The following is a 25,916-nucleotide window of genomic DNA, read 5'->3' on the forward strand; positions in this document are numbered from 1 at the left end:
ATTCCGGCGGTCGCTCGAACAACGCCGCCAGAGATTGTCAAAGTGGATCAGAAACGGATCAGGCGAGCCAGGTCATTGAACAGCGCGATCATCGACAAAGCGACGATGCACACCAGCCCCGCCCGTTGCAGAACCAGCTGCCAGCGATCGGACACCGCCTTGCCGGTAACGGCTTCAACCAAATAATATAACAGATGCCCACCGTCCAAAACCGGAATCGGTAACAAGTTCAACACACCGAGGCTGATACTCACGAGCGCGAGAAAGGAAACGAAAGCCGCCAGACCCAAACGCGCGCTCTTTCCTGCATAGTCCGCAATCGTGACCGGTCCCGAAAGGTTCTTGAGCGATGCCTCGCCGGTGATCATCCGCCCGAACATGCGCAGCGAATACATGCTGATGTCCCACGTGCGATTCACGCCGAGACGCAGACTTTCCACCGGTCCGTAACGCACGTCGACGCTAGGCAACTGATTGGCGAGCGCAGCACCTATACGGCCGATATCCTTGCCGCTCGCCGCATCGTGCTTGACGTCGGGCGTCACCTGCACCGTCTGCTGCTTGCCCGCACGCTCGATCGTGAGCGTGACCGCTTTCGCGCCGTGCGCCTTCACGTAGTCGATGAAGCTCGTCGCGTTATCGACGTTATGGCCGTCTATTGCGCGCAGCTTGTCGCCCGCCTGCAGACCGCTCTTTTGCGCGGCGCTGCCCGCCTCCACACCCGCGACCGTAAGCGTGCCACCGCCCGGCGTGAAGCCGAGCTTGTCCATGAAGTCCTGCTCGGCGTCCGCATCCGAAATGGTGCCGACACTCAGCGGAAAGTCGTACGTGCCTTCGTGCGTCTTCGCCGAAAGCACGATGCGGCGATGATCGAACGATGCATCGAGAATCTTCCAACGCAGATCCGACCACGAGCGAATAGCGTGCGTTTCGCCGCCGTTGTCCGCGTCGCGCATCGAAACGATCTTTTCGCCGCCTTCGAAACCCGCGCGCGCGGCTGCCGTGTTCGCCACGGGCGTCGCGACGATTGCTTCGGGCTCCGACACGCCGCCCGCGAATACCGCCGCGAACAGCACGATGGCAAGAATGAAGTTCGCGACAGGCCCCGCCGCGACAATCGCAATGCGCTTCACGACCGGCTGCCGGTTGAAGGCGCGTGGCAGGTCCTCGGGCGCGATGCTCTCTTCGCTTTCGCGCTCGTCGAGCATCTTCACGTAACCGCCGAGCGGCAACGCGGCAATGGTCCACTCGACGCCGGTCTTCTTGCTGACCCAGCTCACGAGCGGCTTGCCGAAGCCCACGGAAAAACGCAGCACCTTGACGCCGCACATGCGCGCGACGCTGTAGTGACCGAATTCGTGGACGACGACAAGTACGCCAATCGCAACGACGAAGGCGACGATTTCGGTCAGAAAGTTCATGACGGCCTCAATGGGCGATGGACTCGGCGCCTGGCGCGCTGGCGGTGAGTTCCGCGACAAACCGATGCGCCAGACGGCGCGCGTTCGCATCGGCGGCGAGGACGTCGTCGAGCGATGCAGCGCTGCCGTTTGGCAAGGAGTTCAGCACGCGATCGACGACATCGCCGATCGCCATGAAACCGATGCGGCGCGCGAGGAACGCTTCCACCGCGATCTCGTTTGCGGCATTCAGCGCCGCGCTTGCCAGACCGCCCGCTTCCAGCGCGCCGATTGCGAGCGCGAGACACGGAAAGCGCGTGAAGTCCGGCTTTTCGAAACTGAGCGTGGCGATCTGTGCGAGATCGAGCGGCGCGACGCCCGAATCGACGCGATCCGGAAACGCCAGCGCATGTGCGATCGGCGTGCGCATGTCCGGGTTGCCGAGTTGCGCGAGCACGGAGCCGTCCGCATACGAGACCATGGAATGGATCACGCTTTGCGGATGAATCAGCACCTCGATGCGCGAACCGGGCAAATTGAAGAGCCAGTGAGCCTCGATGACTTCGAGGCCCTTGTTCATCATGGTCGCGGAATCGACGGAAATCTTGCGGCCCATTGCCCAGTTCGGGTGCTTGCAGGCTTCGTCCGGCGTGACGTCGATGAGCGTTGCCGGCTCGCGCGTGCGAAACGGGCCGCCCGATGCGGTCAGGATGATCTTCGATACGCCGCCGTGCAGCTTTGCCTCGCTGTCCGCGCAGGGCGGCAGGCACTGAAACACGGCGTTATGTTCGCTGTCCACCGGCAGCAGGATGGCGCCGTTGTCACGCACCGCATCCATGAAAATCTGGCCGGACATGACGAGCGCTTCCTTGTTGGCAAGCAGGATGCGCTTGCCCGCGCGCGCCGCCGCGAGCGTAGGCGCAAGGCCCGCCGCGCCGACGATGGCCGCGACCACGGTGTCGCATTGCGACGCCCGCGCCACCTCGACCAGCGCGGCTTCGCCGTGCGTCACCTCGGTTTTGCAGCCCGCGGCGTTCAAGGCGCCCGCCACGTGCGCAGCCGTTTCCGCGTCGCCGACCACGGCTACTTCGGGCGTGAAGCGCAGACACTGTTCGACGAGCTTGTCGCCGTTGCGATGCGCGGTGAGCGCGTAGACCGAGAAACGGTCCGGGTGCCGCGCCACGACGTCGAGCGTGCTGTCGCCGATCGAGCCCGTGGAGCCGAGCAATGTAAGACGTTTTTGCATGAATTCTTCTCTAGCCGAGCATCAGCAATGCAATCGGCAGTACGGGCAGCAACGCGTCGATCCGGTCGAGTACGCCGCCGTGACCCGGCAGCAAACCGCTCGAATCCTTGACGCCCGCCTGGCGCTTAAGGAGCGATTCGAACAAGTCGCCGACCACGCTGAACGCAACCAGCACGGTCAGCGCGAGGAGCGCGCGCGCCCAGCCTAGATGTTCGACGAACGCGCTGAAGACGGTCGGCGCCTCGAAAGCGGTGGCGGCGGCAATCGTGCCGATGACCATCACCGCGACCCAGCCGCCGATCGCGCCTTCCCAGGTCTTGCCCGGACTGATGGACGGGGCCAGCTTGTGGCGGCCAAGGGCTTTGCCGGCGAAGTATGCGCCCACATCGGCCAGCCAGACTACTAGAAGAAGCGATAGCACGAAAGCCACGCCCACGGTGCGGGCCGCGACCACCGCGTGCCAGCAGGCCACGAACACGACGATTCCGGCAAAAAGCAGGAAGCCGCGCCACGCACCCGCCGAAAGCACGGGCTTGCGCAAAAGCGCATATGGCCCGGCCAACACCCAGAAAATAGCGGCCATTTCGAAGAGCGCCTTGGGCGCGACGCCGAGAAACGTGCTGAAAATGAGCGCGAGTCCCGCAATGAGCGCGTAGGCCACCGGACCCGCGCCGTTGAGCTTGAGGAGCCGTCCCCATTCCCATGCGGCGAAGACGACGACAAAACCGATCAACGCCCCGAATACGCCGATCGGCGCGAACAACGTGACCGGCACGAGGACCGCAAGCAGGACGATTGCCGTGATGACACGGGTTCTTAGCATGAAAGGGTGTCGGCCTTCTGCGATTGGTTTTCGACTTGTGCGCTGGTGCGCCCGAAGCGGCGTTCACGCTCGCCATACGACGCGATGGCGCGATCCAGCGCTTCGGCGTCGAAATCGGGCCAGTAGGTATCGGTGAAATAGAACTCGGTGTAGGCGAGTTGCCACAGCAGAAAATTGCTGATGCGCTGCTCGCCGCCCGTACGGATGAAGAGATCCGGCTCGGGCGCGTAAGCCATGGCGAGATGCTCGGCGAAGGATTCGTCGTCCACGCGCGCCGGCACGCCCTGTTCGAGCGATTGCGCGATGAGCTTCTTCGTCGCCTGCATGATGTCCCAGCGCCCGCCGTAATTGGCGGCGATGGTGAGCGTCAAACGCGTATTGCGCGCCGTCTTGGTCTCGGCACGCTGAATGAGCGCGCGGATGCGGTCGTCGAACATGGCGGTGTCGCCGACCACGCGCAGACGGATGCCGTTGGCGTGCAGCTTGCCGATCTCGCGCTCGAGCGCGGTCACGAACAGGCGCATGAGAAACGACACTTCCTCGGTCGGACGGCGCCAGTTTTCGGAACTGAACGCGAACAGCGTGACGAATTCGACGCCGCGCCGCGCGCAACTTTCGACGGTGGCGCGCACCGCATCGACGCCGCGGGTGTGACCGGCGACGCGCGGCAGGCGCCGCTCGGTCGCCCAACGGCCGTTGCCGTCCATGATGATCGCGACGTGGCGCGGGACAGCCGCGACATCGGGCACGCGAACGGTAGAGCTGGTATAGGTCATGGCCGTTGAATCTTGAAATCGACAGAAGTGAGAGCCAGCCTCAATCTAAATGGTCGAGGCTGGCAAGACCGTATCTACGGCCTCACACCGTCATGATTTCGGCTTCTTTGGTCTGGACGAGCTTGTCGATTTCGGCGACGAACTTGTCGGTGAATTTCTGCACGTCGTCGCTCGCGCGGCGCTCGTCGTCTTCCGAAATCTCTTTGTCCTTCACGAGCTTCTTCAGTTGCTCGTTCGCGTCGCGGCGCAGGTTACGAACGGCGATCTTCGCCGATTCGCCTTCGCTCTTCACGACCTTGGTCAGCTCGCGGCGGCGCTCCTCGGTGAGCGCGGGCATTGGCACGCGGATCAAATCGCCCTGCGTTGCCGGGTTCAGACCGAGGTCCGACTCGCGGATCGCCTTTTCGACGACGCCGACCATCTTCTTTTCCCACGGCTGCACGCCGATCGTGCGGGCGTCGACGAGCGTCATGTTCGCCACTTGGGAGATGGGCACATTCGAGCCGTAGTAGTCGACCTGGATGTGATCGAGCAGACCCGTGTGGGCGCGGCCCGTGCGGATCTTCGCGAGATCGGCCTTGAACGCTTCGATCGACCGCGTCATCTTCTGGTCGACGCCTTTTTTAATGTCAGCCACACTCATTTGAACCTCCGAAACCTTGGGTTACTGGCAATCTAGGCGCCTTCGCGCGATCTTCCGGCGTGCTCCACACCGGCCGCGGCGCGGCGCCCTTTCAACGTCGCTTGAACTTCTCGTTGACCACTCTCAACGCGAGAGTTTACACGTGGACGAGCGTACCTTCGTCGTCGCCTTGCACGATGCGCTTGAGCGCGCCCGGCTTCGTGATCGAGAACACGCGGATCGGCAGCTTTTGGTCGCGACACAGCGCGAAAGCCGTGGCGTCCATGACTTGCAGATTGCGGCCGATCGCTTCGTCGAAGCTGATCGTGCTGTAGCGCGTGGCGCTCGGATCTTTCTTCGGGTCGGCGGAGTATACGCCATCGACCTTGGTTGCTTTCAACACCACTTCGGCGCCCACTTCCGCGCCACGCAAGGCGGCAGCGGTGTCGGTTGTGAAGAACGGGTTGCCCGTGCCGGCCGCGAAGATCACGACCTTGCCTTCTTCGAGCTGGCGAATCGCGCGGGGGCGGATGTACGGCTCGACCACCTGGTCCATGCGCAGCGCGGACTGAACGCGCGCTTCGATGCCGGCGTGACGCATGGCGTCTTGCAGCGCCAGCGCGTTCATCATGGTCGCGAGCATGCCCATGTAGTCGGCCGTCGCCCGGTCCATGCCGGCCGCGCCGCCCGCCACGCCACGGAAGATGTTGCCGCCGCCGATCACGACGGCCATTTGCGTGCCCATCCGCACTACTTCAGCGACATCCGCCACCATCCTTTCGATTGTTGCGCGATTGATGCCGAAGGCATCGTCGCCCATGAGGGCTTCGCCGGAGAGTTTGAGGAGTACGCGTTTGTAGGCTGTGGGCATATGAGTTTCCGATCGCGCCGAGGAGGGTTGCAACAACGTAGAACTGTAGGGGTGAAACAATATTTACCGCAAGCGGCCGGATCGGGCGACGGGCGCGACGCATACGGGTTTTCCCGAATTCGCCGCGCCCGCGCGATGCCTTGCCGCCTTACTGCCTTTCGATGCCCGGCGCCGCCATACCGCCGAGCGCCTTCACTTTAAAACTCAGCCTTGCTTGGCGGCAGCAACTTGCGCAGCCACTTCCGCCGCGAAGTCGTCCTGACGCTTCTCGATGCCCTCGCCCACCACGAACAGCGCGAACTTCTGCACCGACGCGTTTGCGGCCTTCAACATCTGTTCGATCGTCTGCTTGTCGTTCTTCACGAACGGCTGGTTCAGGAGCGACACTTCCTTCAGGTACTTCTGGACGCTGCCTTCGACCATCTTGGCGACGATTTCAGCCGGCTTGCCCGATTCAGCGGCCTTTTGCTCGGCGATGCTGCGTTCCTTCGCGATCAGGTCGGCCGGCACTTCGTCCGACGACAGCGAGACCGGCTTCATGGCCGCGACGTGCATGGCGACGTCCTTGCCGACTTGCTCGTCCGCGCCCGTGAACTCGACCAGAACACCGATACGCGCACCGTGCAGATACGAGGCCAGCTTGTTCGCGGATTCAAAGCGCACGAAACGGCGAATCGACAGGTTTTCACCGATCTTGCCGACGAGCGCGAGGCGCACGGCGTCGACCGTCGAGCTTTCGAGCGGCAGCGCGGAGAGCGCGGCCACGTCAGCCGGATTGTTCTTGGCCACGAGTTCGGCGATCGTCTTGGCGAAGGCCAGGAAGTCGTCGTTCTTGGCAACGAAGTCGGTTTCGCAGTTCAGTTCGACGAGCGCGCCCACGCCGCCGTCGATATACGACGTGACGATGCCTTCAGCCGTCACGCGCGATGCCGCCTTGCTCGCCTTGTTGCCGAGCTTCACGCGCAGCAGCTCTTCGGCGCGCGCCATGTCGCCGTCGGCTTCCGTCAGCGCCTTCTTGCATTCCATCATCGGCGCGTCGGTCTTCGCGCGCAGTTCTGCCACCATGCTTGCGGTAATTGCCGCCATCATTCGCTCCTTGAGTCTGTTTGATACGTCCCGCCGCTTGAATCCGCCACGGGAAAGGGTACTAGACGTGCGAGAACGCAATGCCGCGCTCCCGAGTGCCGCGGCTTAAAAAAAAGGGGCCTTTCGCAAAGCCCCCTTTTATGTCGGCCGCAGGGCTCGATTACGCCTCTGCGTTGACCTCGACGAACTCGTCGCCGTCGCCTTCGCGGACAGCCTGGACCACGTCGTTCACCGCGTTCGCACGGCCTTCGAGGATCGCGTCGGCCACGCCTTCGGCGTACAGCGCGACGGCCTTGCTGGCGTCGTCGTTACCCGGAATGACGTAGTCGATGCCTTCCGGCGAGTGGTTCGTGTCGACCACGGCGATGACCGGAATACCAAGCTTCTTGGCTTCGGTCACGGCAATCTTGTGGTAGCCGACGTCGATCACGAAGATCGCGTCCGGAATGCCGCCCATGTCCTTCACGCCGCCGATCGACTTCTGCAACTTCTGCATTTCGCGTTCGAACAGAAGCGCTTCCTTCTTGCTCATGCGCTCGGTTTCACCCGATTCGACGGATGCTTCCATGTCCTTCAGGCGCTTGATCGAAACCTTCAAGGTCTTGAAGTTGGTCAGCATGCCGCCGAGCCAGCGGGCGTTGACGAAAGGCATACCCGAGCGGGCGGCTTCCTGAGCGATGGTGTCGCGAGATTGACGCTTCGTGCCCACGAACAGGATCGTGCCGCGGTTCGCTGCCAACTGGCGCACGTACTTCAGCGCGTCGTTGTAGAGCGGCAGCGTCTTTTCGAGGTTGATGATGTGAATCTTGTTGCGATGACCGAAGATGAACGGGGCCATCTTGGGGTTCCAGAAGCGCGTTTGGTGACCGAAGTGGACACCGGCTTCCAGCATTTGACGCATCGTGACTGCCATGAAATTCTCCGCGAGGGTTGGGTCTTAAGCCGGCTGCCGCATCCCGCGCCCGGTGCTTCTAGCTAACCGGACGCCGGACACCCTGGGTGCGCCGGCTTGCGAATCGAACGATTGTCTGTAAGAGAAGCGAGACGTCCCGCCACCCTAACTTTCAACCTACTTTCCAAGCCCTACTACACCTAGATAAAAGTGTGGATAGGACTTAGCCCGTAACTATAGCATGTGAGGATTGACTAGCTCAAGCCGCTTGCAGGTGCCCGAAAGCGCTTGGGGAAGCCCGATCCATGCCCCGCATGCCTTTGATTCGGGCTGCGGCGCCCTCTCTAAGGTGCGATAATGCCGATTTCGCGGCTCACGGCCGCATACACGCATTTCTGAGCCTAGTCATGTCCATTACGCTGAAAAACGATCACGATATCGCGCAAATGCGCGTCGCCTGCCGGCTCGCCAGCGAAGTGCTCGATTTCATCACGCCGCATATCGTTGCTGGCGTGACCACCGAAGAACTCGACCGCCTTTGCCACGAACTCATGGTGAAGGAACAGGGCACGGTGCCCGCACCGCTCAACTATCAGCCGCCGGGTTATCCGCCTTACCCGAAAGCCACCTGCATTTCCGTCAACGACGTAATCTGCCACGGCATTCCCGGCGAAAAAGTGCTCAAGAACGGCGACGCGCTCAATATCGACGTCACCGTCATCAAGAACGGCTATTTCGGCGACACGAGCCGCATGTTCATCGTCGGCGAAGGGTCCATTCTGGCGAAGCGTCTGGTGCAAACCACCTTCGATTGCATGTGGCTCGGCATCGATCAGGTGCGTCCGGGCGCGCATCTCGGCGACATCGGCGCGGCTATCCAGAAGCATGCCGAGGCGCAAGGTTACAGCGTGGTGCGCGAATATTGCGGTCACGGCATCGGCCAGGTGTTCCATGAAGAGCCGCAGGTGCTGCATTACGGGCGCGCGGGTACGGGTATCGAACTGGAAGCGGGCATGATCTTCACCGTCGAGCCGATGATCAACGCCGGTCGCCGCGAGATCCGCACGATGCCGGATCAATGGACCGTCAAGACGCGTGATCGCAGCCTTTCCGCGCAGTGGGAACATACCGTTCTCGTCACGCCGACCGGTTACGAAGTCCTGACCGTGTCCGCGGGCACGCAGGCGCCCTCGCATTTGATCGCGGCCACGGCTTCCTGAGCTCCGCCGCTCTCCGGCCGCGCTTGCGTGCGCGGCCTTCTTCCTTCCTGAATCCGAGCCCATGAGCGTCACAGTCCCTGTCGCCACGCCGTGTGAAACGCTGCGCGCTGCCTACAAGGCGGCGAAGTCGGCGCTCATCGAACGCTTTCAGACGGCTTCGAACGTCGAACCGTTGATGCACGCGCTCGGGCGCGCCGCCGACGACGCGCTCAAGGGCGCCTGGGCCGCCTGCGAGATGCCGGTGGACGCGGCGCTGGTCGCGGTCGGCGGCTATGGGCGCGGCGAGCTCGCGCCGTATTCGGACGTCGATATCCTCGTGCTTCTGCCCGATGCCGGCGGCGATCAGGAAGACGTGGGCCCGCTCAACGCGCGCGTCGAGCGGTTTATCGGCATGGCGTGGGATCTCGGACTCGATATCGGCAGCAGCGTGCGTTCGGTCGAGCAATGCATCGCGGAAGCGAGCGGCGATGTCACCGTCCTCACGTCGCTGCTGGAGGCGCGGCGCATCTTCGGCAGCGCGGAACTGTTCGAACGCTTTTCCGCGCGCTACAAGGAGACGCTCGATCCGCGCGGCTTCTTCCAGGCGAAGGTGCTGGAAATGCGTCAGCGCCACGCGAAGTTTCAGGACACGCCGTACAGCCTCGAGCCGAACATCAAGGAAAGTCCGGGCGGTCTGCGCGATCTTCAGCTCATTCTCTGGATTTCGCGCGCAGCCGGTTTCGGCAGTAGCTGGCGCGAACTCGACCTGCGCGGTCTCATTACCGACCGCGAAGCGCGCGAACTGCGCCGCAACGAAGCGTTTCTCAAGACTTTGCGTGCGCGGTTGCACGTGATTGCGAAGCGTCGCCAGGACATTCTCGTCTTCGATTTGCAGACGCCGCTCGCCGAGAGTTTCGGCTTCAAACCGACGACCGCCAAGCGCGCGAGCGAGCAGTTGATGCGCCGCTACTACTGGGCGGCAAAGGCAGTCACGCAGCTCGCGACCATTCTGATTCAGAACGTCGAGGCGCAGTTGTTCCCGTCGACGAGCGGCATCACGCGCGTCATTTCGGGGCGCTTCGTCGAGAAGCAGGGCATGCTGGAAATTGCCCGCGACGACGTCTTCGAGCGCGAACCGCACGCCATTCTCGAAGCGTTCCTGCTCTACGAGCAGACCCGCGGCATCAAGGGACTCTCGGCGCGCACGCTGCGCGCGATCTACAACGCGCGCGAACTCATGGGCCGCGGCTGGCGGCGCGATCCGGAGAACCGGCGTCTCTTCATGGAGATTCTCAAGCAGCCCGAGGGCATCACGCACGCGCTGCGTCTCATGAACCAGACGAGCGTGCTCGGGCGTTATCTGCTGAACTTCCGGCGCATCGTCGGACAGATGCAGCATGACCTTTACCATGTCTATACGGTCGATCAACACATCCTGATGGTGCTGCGCAACCTGCGCCGCTTTGCGATAGCGGAACATGCGCACGAGTATCCGTTTTGCAGTCAGTTGATGGGAAATTTCGAGCGCCCGTGGGTGCTCTACGTCGCGGCGCTTTTCCACGACATCGCGAAAGGTCGCGGCGGCGATCATTCGACCCTCGGCATGGCCGATGCCCGTCGCTTCTGCCGCGAACACGACATGTGTCAGGAAGACACCGACCTCGTCGTGTGGCTCGTGCAGCAGCATCTGACGATGAGCCATGTCGCGCAGAAGCAGGACACGAGCGACCCTGAAGTCATCAAGCAGTTCGCCTCCGTGGTAAAGACCGAGCGGCGGCTGACCGCGCTTTATCTTCTGACCGTGGCGGACATTCGCGGCACGTCGCCCAAGGTCTGGAACAACTGGAAGGGCAAGCTGCTCGAAGACCTGTTCCGCGCGACGCTCGCCGTGCTCGGCGGCGCACAGCCGGATGCGCACTCGGAACTCAAGTCGCGTCAGGAGGCGGCGCTCGCGCTCCTGCGTCTGGAAACCGTGCCGGAGAATGCGCAGCGCGAGCTGTGGGACAAACTGGATGTCGGCTACTTCTTGCGTCACGATGCCGCGGATATTGCGTGGCAAACGCGTGTGCTGTACCGGCATGTCGAAAGCGACGCGCCGATCGTGCGCGCGCGCCCGTCGCCCATCGGCGCGGCGCTACAGGTGCTGGTGTACGTGAAGGACCGGCCGGATCTGTTCGCCGGCATCTGCGCGTACTTCGACCGCAATGGCCTTTCCGTGCTGGATGCCCGCGTGACGACGACGCGACATGGCTACGCGCTCGATAACTTTCTCGTGGCGCATCCCGATCACGATGGGAGTTATCGCGACATCGCGAATCTCGTCGAACAACAATTGAGCACGCTTTTGGCGGACGAGCGCATTTTGCCCGAGCCGTCGAAGGGCCGCGTATCGCGGCTCGTGCGCACCTTTCCTGTCACGCCGCGTGTGGATTTGCGCCCGGACGAGCGTGGCCAGTACTACATCCTTTCCGTGTCGGCCAACGACCGGCAGGGCCTTCTTTATTCGATCGCGCGCGTTCTGGCGCAACACCGGATCGGCGTGCAGGCAGCGCGAATCAACACGCTTGGCGAACGCGTCGAGGACGTGTTTTTGCTCGACGGCAAGAGCTTGTCGAACAATCGCACCCAGATCCAGATCGAGACCGAACTGCTGCGCGCGATCGCAGCCTGAAACTTTATGCGCGTCAAACTGACAGCCAAACATCCGCGTCCGACATCGTCGACGCGGTCGCCGGTTCGCACCGGTAGTTCCACCGCCCGCAAGACCACGCGGCCTGAAACGCCGCACGAGCGGCCGTCGACACCACGCGGTGCGGGGGGCGATTCGCGCGCGGGGTTCGACAAGCGTGGCGCGGGGGATCGGTCGGAGCGTCGGCCCGGTTCTTCGGGTGGCGACGAGCGGCGCGCGTTTAAACCGCGTGGTGATGATTCGCGTCCGAGCTTCGATAAGCGCGGCGCGGGCGATCGGTCGGAGCGTCGGCCCGGTTCTTCGGGCGGCGACGAGCGACGCGCGTTTAAACCGCGTGGTGATGATTCGCGTCCGAGCTTCGATAAACGCGGCCCGAGCGATCGATCGGAGCGCCGGCCGTTTGCGCGCGACGACCGCACGCCCGGCAGCGATGAACGACGCCCTTTCAAACCGCGCGATGATTCGCGTCCGAGCTTCGATAAGCGCGGCGCGAGCGATCGCTCGGAACGCCGGCCGTTTGCGCGCGACGACCGTACGCCCGGCAGCGATGAACGACGCCCTTTCAAACCGCGCGATGATTCGCGTCCGAGCTTCGACAAGCGCGGCCCGAGCGATCGCTCGGAACGCCGGCCGTTTGCGCGCGACGACCGCACGCCCGGCAGCGATGAACGACGCCCTTTCAAACCGCGCGACGATTCGCGTCCGAGCTTTGATAAGCGCGGCGCGGGCGATCGCTCCGAACGCCGTCCGTTTGCGCGCGACGACCGCAACCCCGGCAGCGATGAACGACGCCCTTTCAAACCGCGCGATGATTCGCGTCCGAGCTCCGATAAACGCGGCGCGAGCGATCGCTCCGAACGCCGTCCGTTTGCGCGCGACGACCGCACGCTCGGCAGCGATGAACGACGCCCTTTCAAGCCGCGCGACGATTCGCGTCCGAGCTTCGATAAACGCGGCGCGGGCGATCGCTCCGAACGGCGGCCGTTTGCGCGCGATGAGCGCCCGACCGGTGGCGATGAACGACGCCCTTTCAAACCGCGCGATGATTCGCGTCCGAGCTTCGACAAGCGCGGCGCGGGCGATCGGTCGGAGCGTCGGCCGTTCGTACGCGACGACCGCACGCCCGGCACCGATGAACGACGCACGTTCAAACCGCGTGGCGACGATTCACGCCCGAGCTTCGACAAGCGCGGCGCGGGCGACCGTCGTCCCGCATCACGCGACGACCGCCCACCGCACGCCGAAGTCATCCCGGCATCCACCGAACCCGCCCACAAGCCCCGCGCCCACGACGACGGCCTCGTCCGCCTGTCGAAGGTGATGTCCGAACTCGGCCTCTGCTCGCGCCGCGAAGCGGACGAGTGGATCGAAAAAGGCTGGGTGCTCGTCGATGGCGAAGTCACCGATACGCTCGGCACGCGTATCCGCCCGGATCAGGAAATCGATGTCCTGCCCGCCGCGCGTTCCGCACAGTCGCTGCTCGTCACGATCTTGCTGCACAAGCCGGTCGGCTACGTATCGGGTCAGGCAGAAGACGGCTACGAGCCCGCCGTCACGCTCATCAATCCGGCCAATCACTGGCAAGACGACCGCAGCGGCATTCGTTTCGCACCGGGTCATCTGCGCACGCTCGCGCCGGCCGGCCGACTCGATATCGATTCGACCGGGCTGCTCGTACTCACGCAGGATGGCCGCATCGCGAAGCAATTGATCGGCAACCATTCCGAAGTCGACAAGGAGTACCTCGTGCGCGTGCGCTACGGCGAACACGAAGTCGATGTGGATCAGCACTTCCCGGAAGAACAACTCGCGCTGCTGCGTCACGGCTTGTCGCTCGACGACGTTCCGCTCAAGACCGCACAAGTCAGTTGGCAGAACGGCGAGCAGTTGCGCTTCGTGCTGCATGAAGGCAAAAAACGCCAGATTCGCCGGATGTGCGAACTGGTCGGACTGGAAGTCGTCGGTCTGAAACGCATCCGCATGGGCCGCGTCACGCTGGGCGCGCTGCCGCCGGGTCACTGGCGCTATCTCGGCGCCGACGAGAGCTTCTGATCGCGCGTTTCGCTCCGGACGATCATCGTTCGGAGTGAACCACGAACGACCGTTCTCGCAATCCTCTCCGCTTCGCGGCTGCGTCGCAAAAAAGCGACGTCTCGACTTGCATCCCCTGATGGCGCGGCATCGATCGCCAGTTTTATTTTTTTGCTGATTACCGCCTAAAGAAAATAAGTCATTATTCCGTTAGGCAAGTGTGACGCAGAGACTTTTTTACCGTCCTGCAGCGCACCAAGGATTCAGCATTTAACTGATCGAAGGAGAATCGCCATGTCAGTCGAGATCATTGTCCGAGAAACGAAAAGCGGCCTCGAAATCGTCAGCGGCCGTCGACGGCTCGACGCCTTGCTCGCCCTGCGAGATGAAGTGGTCGTCATGAGCCCCGGCATCGGCGAAATCGTGGTTGCGCGCCTGCCGGACGGACGTCTGCAAGCGTCCGCGAACCCTGAACATGTCGCGCTGTTCCGCCAGCCTGCCGTTAGCGGAACGGCCAAATCCTTCGCCTGAACAAAAGCCGCCCGCAAGGAGCGGCTTTTGATGTGTGCAAATGCGGAACGCGCCCTCGCGCGTCCGCACGTTCTCAGTCGTCGCCAACCGGATCGAGCCCAGGAAACAGCACGTCCGTGAAGCCGAACTTCGAGAAGTCGGTAATACGCATCGGATAAAGCTTGCCGATCAGATGGTCGCACTCGTGCTGCACGACGCGCGCGTGAAAACCTTCCGCCAGCCGCTCGATGGCGTTGCCGTACTGATCGAAGCCCTGGTAGCGGATCATCGAAAAGCGCTGTACCGCGCCGCGCAGGCCGGGGACGGACAGGCAGCCTTCCCAGCCCTCCTCCATGTCGTGACCGTTCGGCGTGATGATCGGGTTGATGAGCACCGTCTCCGGCACCGACGGCGCGTCGGGATAGCGCGGATTCTGTCCGAAGCCGAAGATCACCACCTGCAGATCGACGCCGATCTGCGGAGCGGCGAGGCCCGCGCCATTGGCGTCGCGCATCGTATCGAACATGTCCTGCACCAGCGTGTGCAGTTCCGGCGTGTCGAAATGCTCGACCGGCTCGGCGATACGCAACAGCCGCGGATCGCCCATCTTCAGGATTTCTCGGATCATGGGGTGACTCCTTCCAAAAGCTTCTTCATGCCGTCTTCGTCGAGAACGGGAACCCCGAGTTCCTCCGCTTTCGCAAGCTTGCTGCCTGCTTCCGCGCCCGCCACCACGTAGTCGGTCTTTTTCGATACCGAACCGGCCACTTTCGCTCCGGCCGCCTCCAGCATCTCCTTTGCATCTTCGCGCGTGAGCGTGGGCAAGGTGCCCGTCAGCACCACGGTCTTGCCCGCCAGCACGCCCAGCGGCGCTTTCGGTGCGGGCGGACCTTCCGGCCACGACACCTTGACGCGCAATTGTTCGATGACGTGCTGGTTGTGCTCTTCGCTGAAGAAATTATGGATGGCTTCGGCGACGACCGGCCCGACATCGTTCACTTCCAGCAATTCCTCGACCGAAGCGGCGATGATTGGGTCGAGCGAGCCGAAATGCTTCGCGAGATCTTTTGCCGTCGACTCGCCCACGTGGCGGATGCCGAGCGCGTAAATGAAACGCGCGAGCGTCGTGTGGCGCGCCTTGTCGAGCGAATCGAGCAGGTTTTGCGCGGATTTGTCGGCGAACCGGTCGAGCGCGGCGAGCGTCGAGAAACCGAGGCTGAAGAGATCGGCGGGCGTGCGCACGAGATTCTCTTCGACCAGTTGATCGATGATCTTCTCGCCGAGGCCGTCGATGTCGAGCGCACGGCGCTGGGCGAAATGCCACAGCGCCTGCTTGCGCTGCGCCGGACAAAAAAGGCCGCCCGTGCAACGCGCAATGGCTTCGTCGGGCAGACGTTCGATCTTCGAGCCGCACACCGGACACTCGGTCGGCATGTCGAACTCGCGCGCGTCGTCCGGACGGCGGTCGAGAATCGCGCCCACCACTTCGGGAATGACGTCGCCCGCACGGCGCACGGTCACCGTGTCGCCGATACGGATGTCCTTCCGGCGCACTTCGTCTTCGTTATGCAGCGTCGCATTCGTGACGGTCGCGCCGCCGACGAAGACCGGCGCCAGGCGCGCAACCGGCGTGATGGCGCCCGTGCGGCCCACCTGCACGTCGATGGCCAGCAGCTGCGTGAGCGCTTCCTGCGCCGGAAACTTGTGCGCGAGCGCAAAGCGCGGCGCGCGCGAAACGAAGCCGAGCTTGTCCTGTTCGTCGCGCCGGTTGACCTTGTAGACCACGCCGTCGATGTCGTACGGCAGCTGCTCGCGCTTTTCGCCCGTCTTGCGGAAAAAGTCGAGCAGGCCCTCGGCGCCATCGACCACGCCGCGTTCCGCGTTCACCGGCAAGCCCATTTCCTTGTACCAGTCGAGCAGACCGGCGTGCGTATCCGGCATCTCCGCGCCTTCCAGCACGCCGATGCCATACGCGAAAAAGGATAGCGGCCGTTGCGCGGTCATCTTCGGATCGAGTTGACGCAGACTGCCCGCCGCGGCGTTACGCGGATTGGCGAACTCGCGCTGCTCGGCATCGCGCTGACGTGCGTTGAGCCGTTCGAAGTCGCGCTTGAACATCAGTGCTTCGCCGCGCACGTCGAGCCGCTTCGGCACGTGCTTGCCCTTGAGCGTGAGCGGAATGGAGCGAATGGTGCGCACGTTGGCCGTCACATCTTCGCCGGTCGCGCCGTCGCCGCGCGTGGACGCCTGCACGAAGCGGCCGTCCTCGTAACGCAGGGAAATGGCCAGGCCGTCGAATTTCAGTTCGCACGCATATTGCACCGGCGCGTGCGCGAGCGCGTCCGACACACGCTTGTCGAACGCGGCGATGTCTTCGTCGGCGAAACCGTTGTTGAGCGAAAGCATCGGCACGTCGTGCACCACGGGCTCGAAACCTTCCGCCGCCTTGCCGCCCACGCGTTGCGTCGGCGAATCGGGCGTGACGAGATCGGGACGGTCCGTCTCGATTCCCTGCAATTCCTTGAAGAGCGTGTCGTATTCGGCGTCGGGCAGATCCGGCTGGTCGAGCACGTAGTAGGCGTAATTCGCGCGTTCGAGTTCCGAGCGCAACCACGCCGCGCGCTCGGCCGGACGATCGGCACTGGGGACGGCTGCGCCCGACTTTCTGGCAGCGGCGGATTCGGCTTTCGTTTTAGCGGACATGCGACAAATACTTGGGAAAGTGAATTAAGTCTGCCAACGACCGTTCGATTGTCTCAGAAGATCGGTAAATCGTGGCATCGGCCAAACGGCCAGGATGTGACGAAACGTGCGATGCCGCGCGCGCAAAAGAAAGCGCCCCGGTCGGGGGCGCAATTTCGAAGCCCGCTGCACGCTAAAAGACGAGCGCGCCGTGAGACCTCGCGCTTATTGGCTGAAGAGCCGCCGCGTGGCGGGCGAGCCTGCTGGCATGCCCGCCTGCTCAAGCTTGGCGTACAGCGTCATCAATTGCTTTTCGATGTTGAGCAACGCGGATTCCGGCAACGGCCGGCGCTGATCGTCCACGACCCGCGCGCCGATACGCTCGGACAGCGACTTGGCGTAATCGCACATGAGCCTGAACGGCAGGATGTCTTCGTCCGCCACCGGCACGTCGAGCACCAGCGTGATCATCTGGCCGCCCTTGTACGTGAGGTCGTCACGCAGGAAGTTGGTATCGCCGAAAAGGAGCATGAAAACCGGGTTCTGCTTCGCATCCAGTTTCACGAAACGCGTGCCGTCGCGCGAGAGCAAAAGGCCGTCTTGCGAGGCCACCGCCTGCACGTAGTTGGCCGACCACGGCGCGCCGTCGGACAGGATATTGATGGAGAGCTGCGCGTCGCACTGGGCGGCGAAGGCGTCCAGCTCGCGCGCCATGCCCACGGTTTCCATCATGTCCGGAAACTCGGGCGAACCGTCGATGGCATCGGCCAGACGCTGCACGCCGGTCACGAATTCGGAAAACTCGAGTTCGTTGAGCGGGCCACTGCGGTTTGCCAGTTGCGCGGCGGCACGCAACTCTTCATAACGCGCGCCGTTGCGCAGCAATTCCCAGGTCGAATCGCCCTCGGGCTTGCCTTCTATCGTCACGGGCTTGGTGCCCGCGCGACGCAGACGCTGCGCCAGCGGCAACACGCGGTCTCCCGCAACGGGTCCACCAAGGCGAATCGGCACGACGCAATCGATGCGGCGATCTACCAGCGCCGGCGGCGCCGACGAAATGGTGTTCGTGGCGGGCAAGGTCGGCTCGTTGCGTCCGTCTTCGTCGATGCTCGCGAGTTCCGCTTCATCGGCGGCGGTGGCTTCAGCCTGCAGATCGACGGCGGTGTCAGCCGGAGCGATAGGCGCGGGCGCGACGGGCGCCGGCTCGGCCGCAAGGCTCACGCCGCCAAAACTCGGCTCGACGCGCGCTTCGCTCTCGCTCGAAACCGGCTCGCGACGCGGCTGGCGCACCGGTTCGATAAACGGTTGCTCGTCGTCCGTCTCCTGACGCGCGAGCGCGTCGGCTGCCTCGTCGGGCATCGGACGCGGCATCTTGCGGCGCACCTTGGCGCTCTGCCACGCGTTGTACACCACCACGCCGCCCACCACCACGGCTCCTGCTCCGATCAAACCGAGTGTCAACTCGTCCATGCACGCTCCATCGTTCTTTTGGGTTACGAAGCGCCGCGCGATCTGTCGCACGCATCGGACCGCGTTCCGGCATCACGCCTCGGGTCTTTTGCGCACCACTCCGCGCCTGCGCGCCTGGCCGGATCAGCGTCCGGCCTGCCACTTATTCAAATCCTGGTGCTGCGTCGCGCGCTTCAGCCGTTTTGGGCGAAGCCCGCCGCCGACTCCATGTCCACCGCGACGATGCGCGATACGCCCTGCTCCTGCATCGTCACGCCGATCAGTTGCTGCGCCATTTCCATCGCGATCTTGTTGTGCGAGATGAACAGGAACTGCGTCTTGACCGACATCGCGCGCACGAGATTCGCGAAGCGTTCCGTGTTGGCGTCGTCGAGCGGCGCGTCCACTTCGTCGAGCAGACAGAACGGCGCCGGGTTCAACTGGAACATCGCAAACACGAGCGCGGTCGCGGTAAGCGCTTTCTCGCCGCCTGACAGCAAGTGAATGGTCGAATTCTTCTTGCCGGGCGGCTGCGCCATCACCTGTACGCCAGCGTCCAGGATTTCGTCGCCCGTCATGATGAGCTTGGCCTGGCCACCGCCGAACAGCCGGGGGAACAGTTCGCCGAAGTGTCGGTTCACTTCGTCGAACGTACCTTGCAACAGCGCGCGCGTTTCCTGGTCGATTCGCTGGATTGCATCTTCCAGCGTACCGATGGCGTCGTTCAGATCCGCCGATTGCGCGTCGAGGAACTGCTTGCGCTCGGTGGCCGCGACGAGCTCTTCGAGCGCCGCCATGTTGACCGGCCCAAGCGCCGTGATCGCGTTGTTCAGACGCGTGACTTCGCCTTGCAGATACGAAGGCTTCATGTCCGGCGTGAGCTTCGCCTGCAGTTCGGCTTCGTCGACGCCCGCTGCCTGCAACTGTTCGACGAACTGTTCGCCACTGATGCGCGCGGCCTGCTCCTTCAACTGCAATTCGTTGATGCGGTCGCGCAGCGGCTGCAGCGAGCGTTCGGCGAGTAGCCGCTGTTCGTCGGAGGCACGCAGACGCGCCGTCAGATCGTCCAGTTCGACGCGCGCGGCATGCAGCGCTTCCTCGCGTGCCGCGCGGACTTCGAGCGCGTCCTGCAAGCCGGTCTGCGCCGTCTGTTCGTTGATGGTTTCGAGTTCGGCGCGCGCATCTTCGAGCGATGCCGCCACGCGTTCGCTTTGGTCGTGCGCCGTGTCGATGTTGCGCTTGTATTCCTCGATCTTCGCGGCAAGACCGCGCGCGGCGAAACCCGCGTCGCTCGCGGCGCGTTCCAGTTCGCGCAGTTCCTGACGGGCGGCCGTGAGCGTTTCGTCGAGCGCTTCGAACGCCATCTGGTTGTCTTCGAAGCGCGCCTGCAATTGCGCGAGCTCCGTATCGTGATGTTCGAACGCCGCCTCGGATTCGGCCCGCAGCGCGCGTTGTTCCTCGATCTGCGCGACGATTTCCTCGAGTTCCTCGCCAATCTGCGTGCTGCGCTGCGTGTAGCGCTCATGCGCCTGCGCGAGCTTCAGCACATCGAGTTGCAGCGCGTGGACGCGTTGCGTCGCGCGTTCGGCGGCGGCGCGGGCATCGGCAAGAGTTTGCGAGCCTTGGGTATGCGCGGCTTCTGCGCGTACCGCGTTGGCCTTTGCTTCGTCGGCGAGCAATGCCTGCGCGCGCACTTGCCGCGTGAGATTTTCGATATCCTGCGAACGCGCGAGCATGCCCGACTGCTCGGAATCGGCGGCGTACAGCTGCACGCCGACACGCGTCACCACATGCCCTGCCTTCACGATGAACGCGCCGCCTTCCGGCAATTGCGTGCGCGCCGCGAGCGCCTCGCCGATGTCGTCGGCGATGAAGGTCGTGGCGAGCCACTCGTTCAGCACCGCGCGCAAGCCCGGGTCGTCGATGCGCACGAGCGACAGCAACGGCCGCAAGCCTTGCGGCGTGTCGAGCGGCTTGCCGGCGACGGGCGGCGAATAGAACGCGAGCTTGGCGGGCGGCGCGTCGGCGGCGAAAGCCTTGATCCAGTCCAGATTCGATACTTCGAGCGCCGCCAGCCGCTCACGCAGCACCGATTCGAGCGCCGCTTCCCAGCCCGCTTCGACATGCAGCTTCTTCCAGAGGCGCGGCAGCGCGCCGAGCTCGTGCTTGTCGAGCCACGGCTGGATCTTGCCTTCGGTCTGAACGCTTTCCTGAAGCTGCCGCAAGGCAGCAAGCCGCGCTTCGAGCTGGTGGTTCTGCGCGCTTTCGGCCTGTACACGCTCCTGCGCCGCGCGGCGCTCGGCATCCAGACGCGGCACGGTTTCCTGCGCATCGGCGAGACGCGCCTGCGCTTCGCTCTGTACTTCCTCATGCTCGGCGAGCTGCATGCGCAGTTCTTCGAGTTGCGCTTCGTCGGGTGCGTCGAGTCCTTTCGATTCGGTCCTGAGCCGCTCCTCGCGCTGCTGCAACTGCTGAAGCTGCTGATCCGCATTGCGCTGATGCGCCGCTTCGAGCTTCAACGCCTGCTCCGCGCGCGCGATGCCTGCGCGTTCTTCGTTCAGATGCGTCTGCGCGTCGCGCCAGCGGGCTTCGAGCGCCGGCAGTTCGTCATGCTTTGCGGCAGCGTTTTCCCGCGCGATGACTGCTTTCTCTTCGCCTTCCGCGAGCGCTTCCGATGCCGTCTCGATTTCGTCGCGCGCCTTTTGCGCCTGCATTTGCCATTGCTCGCGCTGCGCGTTGAGCGCGGCGATCTGAGCCTGCACGCGATTGCGCGATTCGACGATGAAGCGAATCTCCGCTTCCAGCCGGCTCACTTCGCCGTTGGCTTCGTAGAGCGCGCCTTGCGCGCCTTGCATGGCGTCGCTCGCGCTGTAGTGCGCGACACGCAGCGTCTCGAGTTGCGCTTCCACTTCGCGCAGACGCGCGGTCTGCGCTTCGAGTTCGATCTGCGCGTCGCGGATAGCGCGTTGCTGCCGCTCGGCTTCGTTGCCCGCTTCGTTCTTGCGCAAAAGCCACAACAGGCGCTGCTTTTCCTCGCCTTCGGCCTGCAGATCCTTGTACTTCGTCGCTACGACCGCCTGCGCTTCGAGCTTCTCGAGATTCGCGCCGAGCTCGCGGACGATGTCTTCCACGCGCGTCAGATTCTCGCGTGTATCGTGCAGACGATTCTCCGTCTCGCGGCGGCGCTCCTTGTACTTCGACACGCCCGCAGCTTCTTCCAGAAACACGCGCAGTTCTTCGGGCTTGGCCTCGATGATCCGCGCGATCATGCCCTGGCCGATGATCGCGTAAGCACGCGGACCTAAGCCCGTGCCGAGGAAGATGTCCTGGATGTCGCGGCGTCGCGCGGGCAGGTTGTTGATGTAGTAGCTGGAGGTGCCGTCGCGCGTGAGCACGCGCTTGACCGCGATCTCGCCGTAAGCGCTCCATTGCCCGGCGGCGCGGCCGTCGCCGTTATCGAAGATCAGTTCGACGCTTGCCCGGCTGCCCGGCTTACGCGCCGTGGAGCCGTTGAAGATGACGTCCTGCATCGATTCGCCGCGCAGTTCGGACGCGCGCGATTCGCCGAGCACCCAGCGCACGGCATCGATGATGTTTGACTTGCCGCAGCCATTCGGACCGACCACGCCGACTAACTGGCCGGGGACCTGGAAATGCGTGGGATCGACGAAGGACTTGAAGCCAGCGAGTTTGATCGAGGTCAGACGCACGGCGATTTCGCTGTTTGAGATGAATACGGAGGTAAATAGCAGACAGGCCGCACAGCGGCCCGTCGATCATGCTCGCCTTGAAGGCAGTCGAGGCCCGGGCATGAGCTTAAAGCCCTACCCGGCGAGCGGTCACCATCATACCATCGCCCGTCTCGATTTCTTTTTGCCTGCGCCTTCATCGCGCGATGTATTTTCAGCGGCTTCTTTTCGCTGCCGATGCACCCATGCCGACAGCACGCAAGCCGCCACGATGCACGCGCCGCCGGCCCATTCGCGCGGGCCCGGCACTTCATGCGCGAAGAGCCACGACGAGAGCGCGGTGACGACGAGTTCGAACAGCATGATGATCGACGCGCGATTGGCGGGCACGCGCGCCAGGCCGATCTGCACGATCATGTTGTTCACCGCGAGCACGACGCCGAGGCCCAGCACGATCGACGCGACCGTGCCCAATTGCGCGGCTGAAGGCGGCGCGGGCATCGGCTCGAACACGGTGACGAGCGAAGCGACGATAGCCGCGCCGCCGAAGATCACCGCCGTGCGCATCTCCGGCTTCATTGCCGGAAGCGTGCGCGTGATGCGCACCACCAGCACGTTGCTGATGGAAAAGCCCATGCCGCCCATGAGCCCCGCCCATTCCGCGAGATTGGCGGGCAACGGCAGGCCGAGTTCGGGCGACCACAGCATGGTGACCGCGCCCGCGAGCGACAGCAAGGACAGCGCGGCATCCACGCGAGTCAGGCGTTCCTTCAGGATGAAGTGCGCGAAGATCGCGGTCCAGGCGGGCGTGAGATAGAACAGCAGCAGCACGCGCATCACCTGGCCGTGAATAGCGCCCCAGACGAAGCCGATGCTCGTCACGCCCGCCGCGAGTCCAAGCGCGACGAGCAGCCAATGCCACGAAAGGCTCTTGATCGAGCGATGCCGGAACAGCAGCACGAAGAGACAGGCGACCGCGCTCGTGCTTGCGCTGGCGGCGGTGCCGGAAAGGCCCATGGCGGCGAGCATGCGCATGGGATACCACACGAGGCCCCAGACCGATGCGCCGATCATGATGGCGAGCGTCGGGCCGGCGTCGTGGAAGCGGCTGCTCATCGTGTTACTCCGGCCGGCTGCGCGATTGCGCGCATCTCATCGTGATCAACCGGCTGTACCAGTGCGCCTTTCATGAGGCTCATTATTCGTTTGTCCTTTGCTGCAACGCGTCCGGCATAAGGCCGCGCGCTATAATCTCGTGCTCTTGCGTGTGCATTTCGCGTGTTCGTCGTGTCGCGACGAAGCTCTTCTTCAAGCCCGCTGCACGCATGCGTCGGATGCCGTTCGCTCATACATACGTACAGACGCATAACCGCATAACCGCAAAACCGGTCACGCCGTGAATCCACTACTCCAGAAACTTCAGTCGTATCCGTTCGAAAAGCTGCGTCTGCTTTTTCAGGGCATCGAGCCGCGCGCCGGATTCACGCCGATCAGCTTCGGTATTGGCGAGCCGAAGCATCCCACGCCCGCGCTGATACGCGACGCCGTCATCGATTCGCTCGACGGCATGGCGAGCTATCCGGCAACGCTCGGCAGCGCGCCCTTGCGCGAAGCCATCGCCAAGTGGGTGATGACGCGCTACGGTCTGCCTTCGATCAATCCCGCCACCGAGGTGCTGCCCGTTTCCGGTTCGCGCGAAGCCTTGTTCGCGCTGGCGCAAACCGTTGTCGACAGCCGCGGCGCGAGTCACGCGGCGGCGTCGGGCGAGCCGCCCATCGTACTCTGTCCGAACCCGTTCTATCAAATCTACGAAGGCGCGGCGCTGCTCGCGGGCGCCGAGCCTTACTTCGTCAATAGCGACCCGTCGCGCAACTTCGCGTGCGATTACTCGACGGTGCCCGAAGCAATCTGGGCGCGCACGCAACTGCTCTACGTGTGTTCGCCGGGCAATCCGACAGGCGCCGTGCTCACGCTCGACAACTGGCGCGAACTCTTCGCGCTGTCGGACAAGCACGGCTTCGTGATTGCCTCCGACGAGTGCTATTCGGAAATCTATTTCGACGAAGCCAATCCGCCGCTCGGCGGCCTCGAAGCCGCGCACAAGCTGAATCGCGGTTTCGAGCGTCTCGTCATGCTGTCGAGCTTGTCGAAGCGCTCGAACGTGCCCGGCATGCGCTCGGGCTTCGTCGCTGGCGACGCCGCTATCCTCAAAAGTTTCCTGCTGTATCGCACCTATCATGGCGCGGCGCTTTCGACGGTGTTTCAGAAAGCGAGCGTGGTCGCGTGGCAGGATGAAACGCACGTTCGCGACAATCGCGCGAAGTATCTGCGGCAGTTCGAAACCGTCACGCCCATGCTCGCCGAGGTGCTCGACGTGCGTCTGCCCGACGCCGCGTTCTATTTGTGGGCCAACGTCGCCAAGACCGGTCTCACGGATACCGAGTTCGCCGCGCGTCTGTACGCCGACTATAATGTGACGGTCCTGCCGGGGTCCTTTCTCGCCCGCACGGCGCACGGCACGAATCCGGGCGAAGGCTTCGTGCGCATCGCGCTCGTCGCTGGCGTCGAGGAATGTGTCGAAGGCGCCCGCCGCATCGTCGAATTCTGCCGCACGCTGTCGCCGGTCACGGCACCCGCCTCGCCGTGACGGGCGCGGCCAGTCCATCTCTCCATCATCCTCGATACCAACTATGTCGCAACAACTTCAGAGCATCATCGATCAAGCCTGGGAAAACCGCGCTGAACTGTCGCCCAAGGCCGCGCCCGCGGAAGTCCGCGAAGCCGTTGCCCATGCCATCGAACAACTGGACAAGGGCGCGTTGCGTGTCGCCGAAAAGCGCGACGGCGACTGGGTCGTGAATCAATGGCTGAAGAAGGCGGTGCTGCTGTCGTTCCGTCTGGAAGACAACGCGCCGATGCCCGCCGGCGGCTACTCGCAGTTCTACGACAAAGTGCCCTCGAAGTTCGCGAACTACACGCCCGAAGACTTCGCGGCAGGCGGTTTCCGCGTGGTGCCGCCGGCCATCGCGCGGCGCGGCTCGTTCATCGCGAAGAACGTGGTGCTGATGCCCTCGTACACCAACATTGGCGCTTATGTCGATGAAGGCACCATGGTCGATACCTGGGCCACCGTCGGTTCGTGCGCGCAGATCGGCAAGAACGTGCATCTGTCGGGCGGCGTGGGCATTGGCGGCGTGCTGGAACCGTTACAGGCGAATCCGGTCATCATCGAGGACAACTGCTTTATCGGCGCGCGCTCGGAAGTGGTGGAAGGCGTGATCGTCGAGGAAAATTCGGTCATTTCCATGGGCGTGTATCTCGGCCAGAGCACCAAGATCTATGACCGCGAAACCGGTCAGGTGAGCTACGGCCGCATTCCGGCGGGCTCGGTGGTGGTCGCGGGCAACCTGCCTTCGAAGGACGGTTCGCACAGCCTGTATTGCGCGGTCATCGTCAAGAAGGTCGACGCCAAGACGCGCGCCAAGGTTGGCCTGAACGAACTGCTGCGAGGCGACTGATCGTGGCGAAGACAACGGTCGTGTACGGCATTCCCAATTGCGACACGGTGAAGAAAGCACGCGTGTGGCTGGAGGAACATGGCGTGCCGTTCGAGTTTCACGACTTCAAGAAAGCCGGCGTGTCGAACGCGCTGGTGCAGGACTGGCTGAAGGACGTGCCGCTCGACCAGCTCATCAACAAGCGCGGCACGACCTGGCGCGGGCTGTCGGACGTGCACAAGGCCGAAGCGGATACCACCGCGGGCGCCATTGCGCTCATGATCCACAAGCCGTCGATCATCAAGCGGCCGGTCGTCGTCGTGAACGGGCGCGTGAAGACGCTCGGCTTTTCGGCCGAGCAGTACGAGACGATCTTCGCATGATCCCGTGCGGTGACTTCGCTTTTCCGAGTCACTGACGCGCCACGAGTGCCGGCCCCCTGCGCCGGCATTTT

20 protein-coding genes are annotated in these 25,916 nt (G+C 63.6%); 7 read left to right on the forward strand and 13 right to left on the reverse strand.

Annotated elements, in window-relative coordinates:
• Nucleotides 1–47: 47 nt before the first annotated feature.
• From rseP to rpsB, 8 genes are all read right to left on the reverse strand, one after another.
• Nucleotides 48–1,421, reverse strand: coding sequence for an RIP metalloprotease RseP (gene rseP, locus QCE79_RS07415; protein WP_250464501.1), 1,374 nt, complete (start codon nucleotides 1,419–1,421; stop codon nucleotides 48–50).
• Nucleotides 1,422–1,428: 7 nt separating this feature from the next.
• Nucleotides 1,429–2,646 carry a 1-deoxy-D-xylulose-5-phosphate reductoisomerase gene (locus QCE79_RS07420; RefSeq protein WP_250464499.1) on the reverse strand — a complete coding sequence of 406 codons (1,218 nt, stop codon included), beginning with the start codon at nucleotides 2,644–2,646 and terminating at the stop codon, nucleotides 1,429–1,431.
• 10 nt (nucleotides 2,647–2,656) lie between these two features.
• On the reverse strand, nucleotides 2,657–3,469 hold the full coding sequence (locus QCE79_RS07425) for a phosphatidate cytidylyltransferase (protein ID WP_244827764.1): 813 nt from the start codon (nucleotides 3,467–3,469) through the stop codon (nucleotides 2,657–2,659).
• Entirely contained in the window at nucleotides 3,463–4,245 is a 783-nt protein-coding gene (uppS, locus tag QCE79_RS07430) for a polyprenyl diphosphate synthase (protein ID WP_244827763.1), read from the reverse strand. The genes QCE79_RS07425 and uppS overlap by 7 nt, the downstream gene beginning before the upstream one ends.
• An 82-nt stretch (nucleotides 4,246–4,327) precedes the next feature.
• Complete coding sequence (gene frr / locus QCE79_RS07435; RefSeq protein ID WP_244827762.1) at nucleotides 4,328–4,888, reverse strand: ribosome recycling factor; 561 nt, start codon at nucleotides 4,886–4,888, stop codon at nucleotides 4,328–4,330.
• 136 nt (nucleotides 4,889–5,024) lie between these two features.
• Nucleotides 5,025–5,738: a UMP kinase gene (gene pyrH / locus QCE79_RS07440; RefSeq protein WP_244827761.1), complete on the reverse strand. Its 714-nt coding sequence runs from the start codon at nucleotides 5,736–5,738 to the stop codon at nucleotides 5,025–5,027.
• Between the two features lie 204 nt (nucleotides 5,739–5,942).
• On the reverse strand, nucleotides 5,943–6,824 hold the full coding sequence (tsf, locus tag QCE79_RS07445; RefSeq protein ID WP_244828013.1) for a translation elongation factor Ts: 882 nt from the start codon (nucleotides 6,822–6,824) through the stop codon (nucleotides 5,943–5,945).
• A gap of 160 nt (nucleotides 6,825–6,984) precedes the next feature.
• A complete protein-coding gene (rpsB, locus tag QCE79_RS07450) occupies nucleotides 6,985–7,737 on the reverse strand; it encodes a 30S ribosomal protein S2 (RefSeq protein WP_244827760.1) in 753 nt (250 codons plus the stop codon).
• A 386-nt stretch (nucleotides 7,738–8,123) separates the two neighbouring features.
• Between rpsB and map the strand changes: the two genes are divergently transcribed.
• The 4 genes from map (at nucleotide 8,124) to QCE79_RS07470 (ending at nucleotide 14,166) form a co-directional block, all read left to right on the forward strand.
• On the forward strand, nucleotides 8,124–8,936 hold the full coding sequence (gene map, locus QCE79_RS07455) for a type I methionyl aminopeptidase (protein ID WP_244827759.1): 813 nt from the start codon (nucleotides 8,124–8,126) through the stop codon (nucleotides 8,934–8,936).
• A gap of 61 nt (nucleotides 8,937–8,997) precedes the next feature.
• Nucleotides 8,998–11,586: a [protein-PII] uridylyltransferase gene (locus QCE79_RS07460; protein ID WP_309843087.1), complete on the forward strand. Its 2,589-nt coding sequence runs from the start codon at nucleotides 8,998–9,000 to the stop codon at nucleotides 11,584–11,586.
• Between the two features lie 6 nt (nucleotides 11,587–11,592).
• Nucleotides 11,593–13,656, forward strand: coding sequence for a pseudouridine synthase (locus tag QCE79_RS07465; RefSeq protein ID WP_309843089.1), 2,064 nt, complete (start codon nucleotides 11,593–11,595; stop codon nucleotides 13,654–13,656).
• Between the two features lie 273 nt (nucleotides 13,657–13,929).
• Nucleotides 13,930–14,166, forward strand: a complete 237-nt coding sequence (locus tag QCE79_RS07470) for a hypothetical protein (protein WP_309843092.1) — start codon at nucleotides 13,930–13,932, stop codon at nucleotides 14,164–14,166.
• Between the two features lie 73 nt (nucleotides 14,167–14,239).
• Here QCE79_RS07470 and def read toward each other — a convergent pair whose 3' ends face one another.
• From def to QCE79_RS07495, 5 genes are all read right to left on the reverse strand, one after another.
• On the reverse strand, nucleotides 14,240–14,773 hold the full coding sequence (gene def / locus QCE79_RS07475) for a peptide deformylase (protein WP_244827755.1): 534 nt from the start codon (nucleotides 14,771–14,773) through the stop codon (nucleotides 14,240–14,242).
• Complete coding sequence (gene ligA / locus QCE79_RS07480) at nucleotides 14,770–16,848, reverse strand: NAD-dependent DNA ligase LigA (RefSeq protein ID WP_309843097.1); 2,079 nt, start codon at nucleotides 16,846–16,848, stop codon at nucleotides 14,770–14,772. The genes def and ligA overlap by 4 nt, the downstream gene beginning before the upstream one ends.
• Nucleotides 16,849–17,052: 204 nt before the next feature.
• On the reverse strand, nucleotides 17,053–18,297 hold the full coding sequence (locus tag QCE79_RS07485) for a cell division protein ZipA C-terminal FtsZ-binding domain-containing protein (protein WP_244827753.1): 1,245 nt from the start codon (nucleotides 18,295–18,297) through the stop codon (nucleotides 17,053–17,055).
• Between the two features lie 173 nt (nucleotides 18,298–18,470).
• The gene (smc, locus tag QCE79_RS07490; protein WP_309843101.1) at nucleotides 18,471–21,986 is read right to left on the reverse strand and encodes a chromosome segregation protein SMC; all 3,516 of its coding nucleotides are present in this window, start codon (nucleotides 21,984–21,986) and stop codon (nucleotides 18,471–18,473) included.
• A gap of 135 nt (nucleotides 21,987–22,121) precedes the next feature.
• Nucleotides 22,122–23,081: a DMT family transporter gene (locus QCE79_RS07495; protein WP_250525741.1), complete on the reverse strand. Its 960-nt coding sequence runs from the start codon at nucleotides 23,079–23,081 to the stop codon at nucleotides 22,122–22,124.
• Between the two features lie 280 nt (nucleotides 23,082–23,361).
• On the opposite strand from QCE79_RS07495, the gene dapC reads away from it, so the two are divergent.
• From dapC to QCE79_RS07510, 3 genes are read left to right on the forward strand one after another with little or no spacing between them, the layout of a single operon-like run.
• The gene (dapC, locus tag QCE79_RS07500; RefSeq protein WP_309843103.1) at nucleotides 23,362–24,612 is read left to right on the forward strand and encodes a succinyldiaminopimelate transaminase; all 1,251 of its coding nucleotides are present in this window, start codon (nucleotides 23,362–23,364) and stop codon (nucleotides 24,610–24,612) included.
• A gap of 43 nt (nucleotides 24,613–24,655) precedes the next feature.
• A complete protein-coding gene (gene dapD, locus QCE79_RS07505; RefSeq protein WP_244827749.1) occupies nucleotides 24,656–25,483 on the forward strand; it encodes a 2,3,4,5-tetrahydropyridine-2,6-dicarboxylate N-succinyltransferase in 828 nt (275 codons plus the stop codon).
• Between the two features lie 2 nt (nucleotides 25,484–25,485).
• Nucleotides 25,486–25,845, forward strand: coding sequence for an ArsC family reductase (locus QCE79_RS07510; protein WP_404989191.1), 360 nt, complete (start codon nucleotides 25,486–25,488; stop codon nucleotides 25,843–25,845).
• Nucleotides 25,846–25,916 lie beyond the last annotated feature (71 nt).

Source organism: Caballeronia sp. LZ003 (genome assembly GCF_031451465.1).
Classification (GTDB): domain Bacteria; phylum Pseudomonadota; class Gammaproteobacteria; order Burkholderiales; family Burkholderiaceae; genus Caballeronia.

Coding starts and splice junctions, on each gene's coding strand:
- rseP (WP_250464501.1), bottom strand. CDS start 1,421: ATGAACTTTCTGACCGAAATCGTCGCCTTCGTCGTTGCGATTGGCGTA.
- QCE79_RS07460 (WP_309843087.1), top strand. CDS start 8,998: ATGAGCGTCACAGTCCCTGTCGCCACGCCGTGTGAAACGCTGCGCGCT.
- QCE79_RS07465 (WP_309843089.1), top strand. CDS start 11,593: ATGCGCGTCAAACTGACAGCCAAACATCCGCGTCCGACATCGTCGACG.
- QCE79_RS07470 (WP_309843092.1), top strand. CDS start 13,930: ATGTCAGTCGAGATCATTGTCCGAGAAACGAAAAGCGGCCTCGAAATC.
- QCE79_RS07420 (WP_250464499.1), bottom strand. CDS start 2,646: ATGCAAAAACGTCTTACATTGCTCGGCTCCACGGGCTCGATCGGCGAC.
- frr (WP_244827762.1), bottom strand. CDS start 4,888: ATGAGTGTGGCTGACATTAAAAAAGGCGTCGACCAGAAGATGACGCGG.
- ligA (WP_309843097.1), bottom strand. CDS start 16,848: ATGTCCGCTAAAACGAAAGCCGAATCCGCCGCTGCCAGAAAGTCGGGC.
- pyrH (WP_244827761.1), bottom strand. CDS start 5,738: ATGCCCACAGCCTACAAACGCGTACTCCTCAAACTCTCCGGCGAAGCC.
- dapD (WP_244827749.1), top strand. CDS start 24,656: ATGTCGCAACAACTTCAGAGCATCATCGATCAAGCCTGGGAAAACCGC.
- map (WP_244827759.1), top strand. CDS start 8,124: ATGTCCATTACGCTGAAAAACGATCACGATATCGCGCAAATGCGCGTC.
- def (WP_244827755.1), bottom strand. CDS start 14,773: ATGATCCGAGAAATCCTGAAGATGGGCGATCCGCGGCTGTTGCGTATC.
- uppS (WP_244827763.1), bottom strand. CDS start 4,245: ATGACCTATACCAGCTCTACCGTTCGCGTGCCCGATGTCGCGGCTGTC.
- QCE79_RS07485 (WP_244827753.1), bottom strand. CDS start 18,297: ATGGACGAGTTGACACTCGGTTTGATCGGAGCAGGAGCCGTGGTGGTG.
- QCE79_RS07425 (WP_244827764.1), bottom strand. CDS start 3,469: ATGCTAAGAACCCGTGTCATCACGGCAATCGTCCTGCTTGCGGTCCTC.
- tsf (WP_244828013.1), bottom strand. CDS start 6,824: ATGGCGGCAATTACCGCAAGCATGGTGGCAGAACTGCGCGCGAAGACC.
- rpsB (WP_244827760.1), bottom strand. CDS start 7,737: ATGGCAGTCACGATGCGTCAAATGCTGGAAGCCGGTGTCCACTTCGGT.
- QCE79_RS07495 (WP_250525741.1), bottom strand. CDS start 23,081: ATGAGCAGCCGCTTCCACGACGCCGGCCCGACGCTCGCCATCATGATC.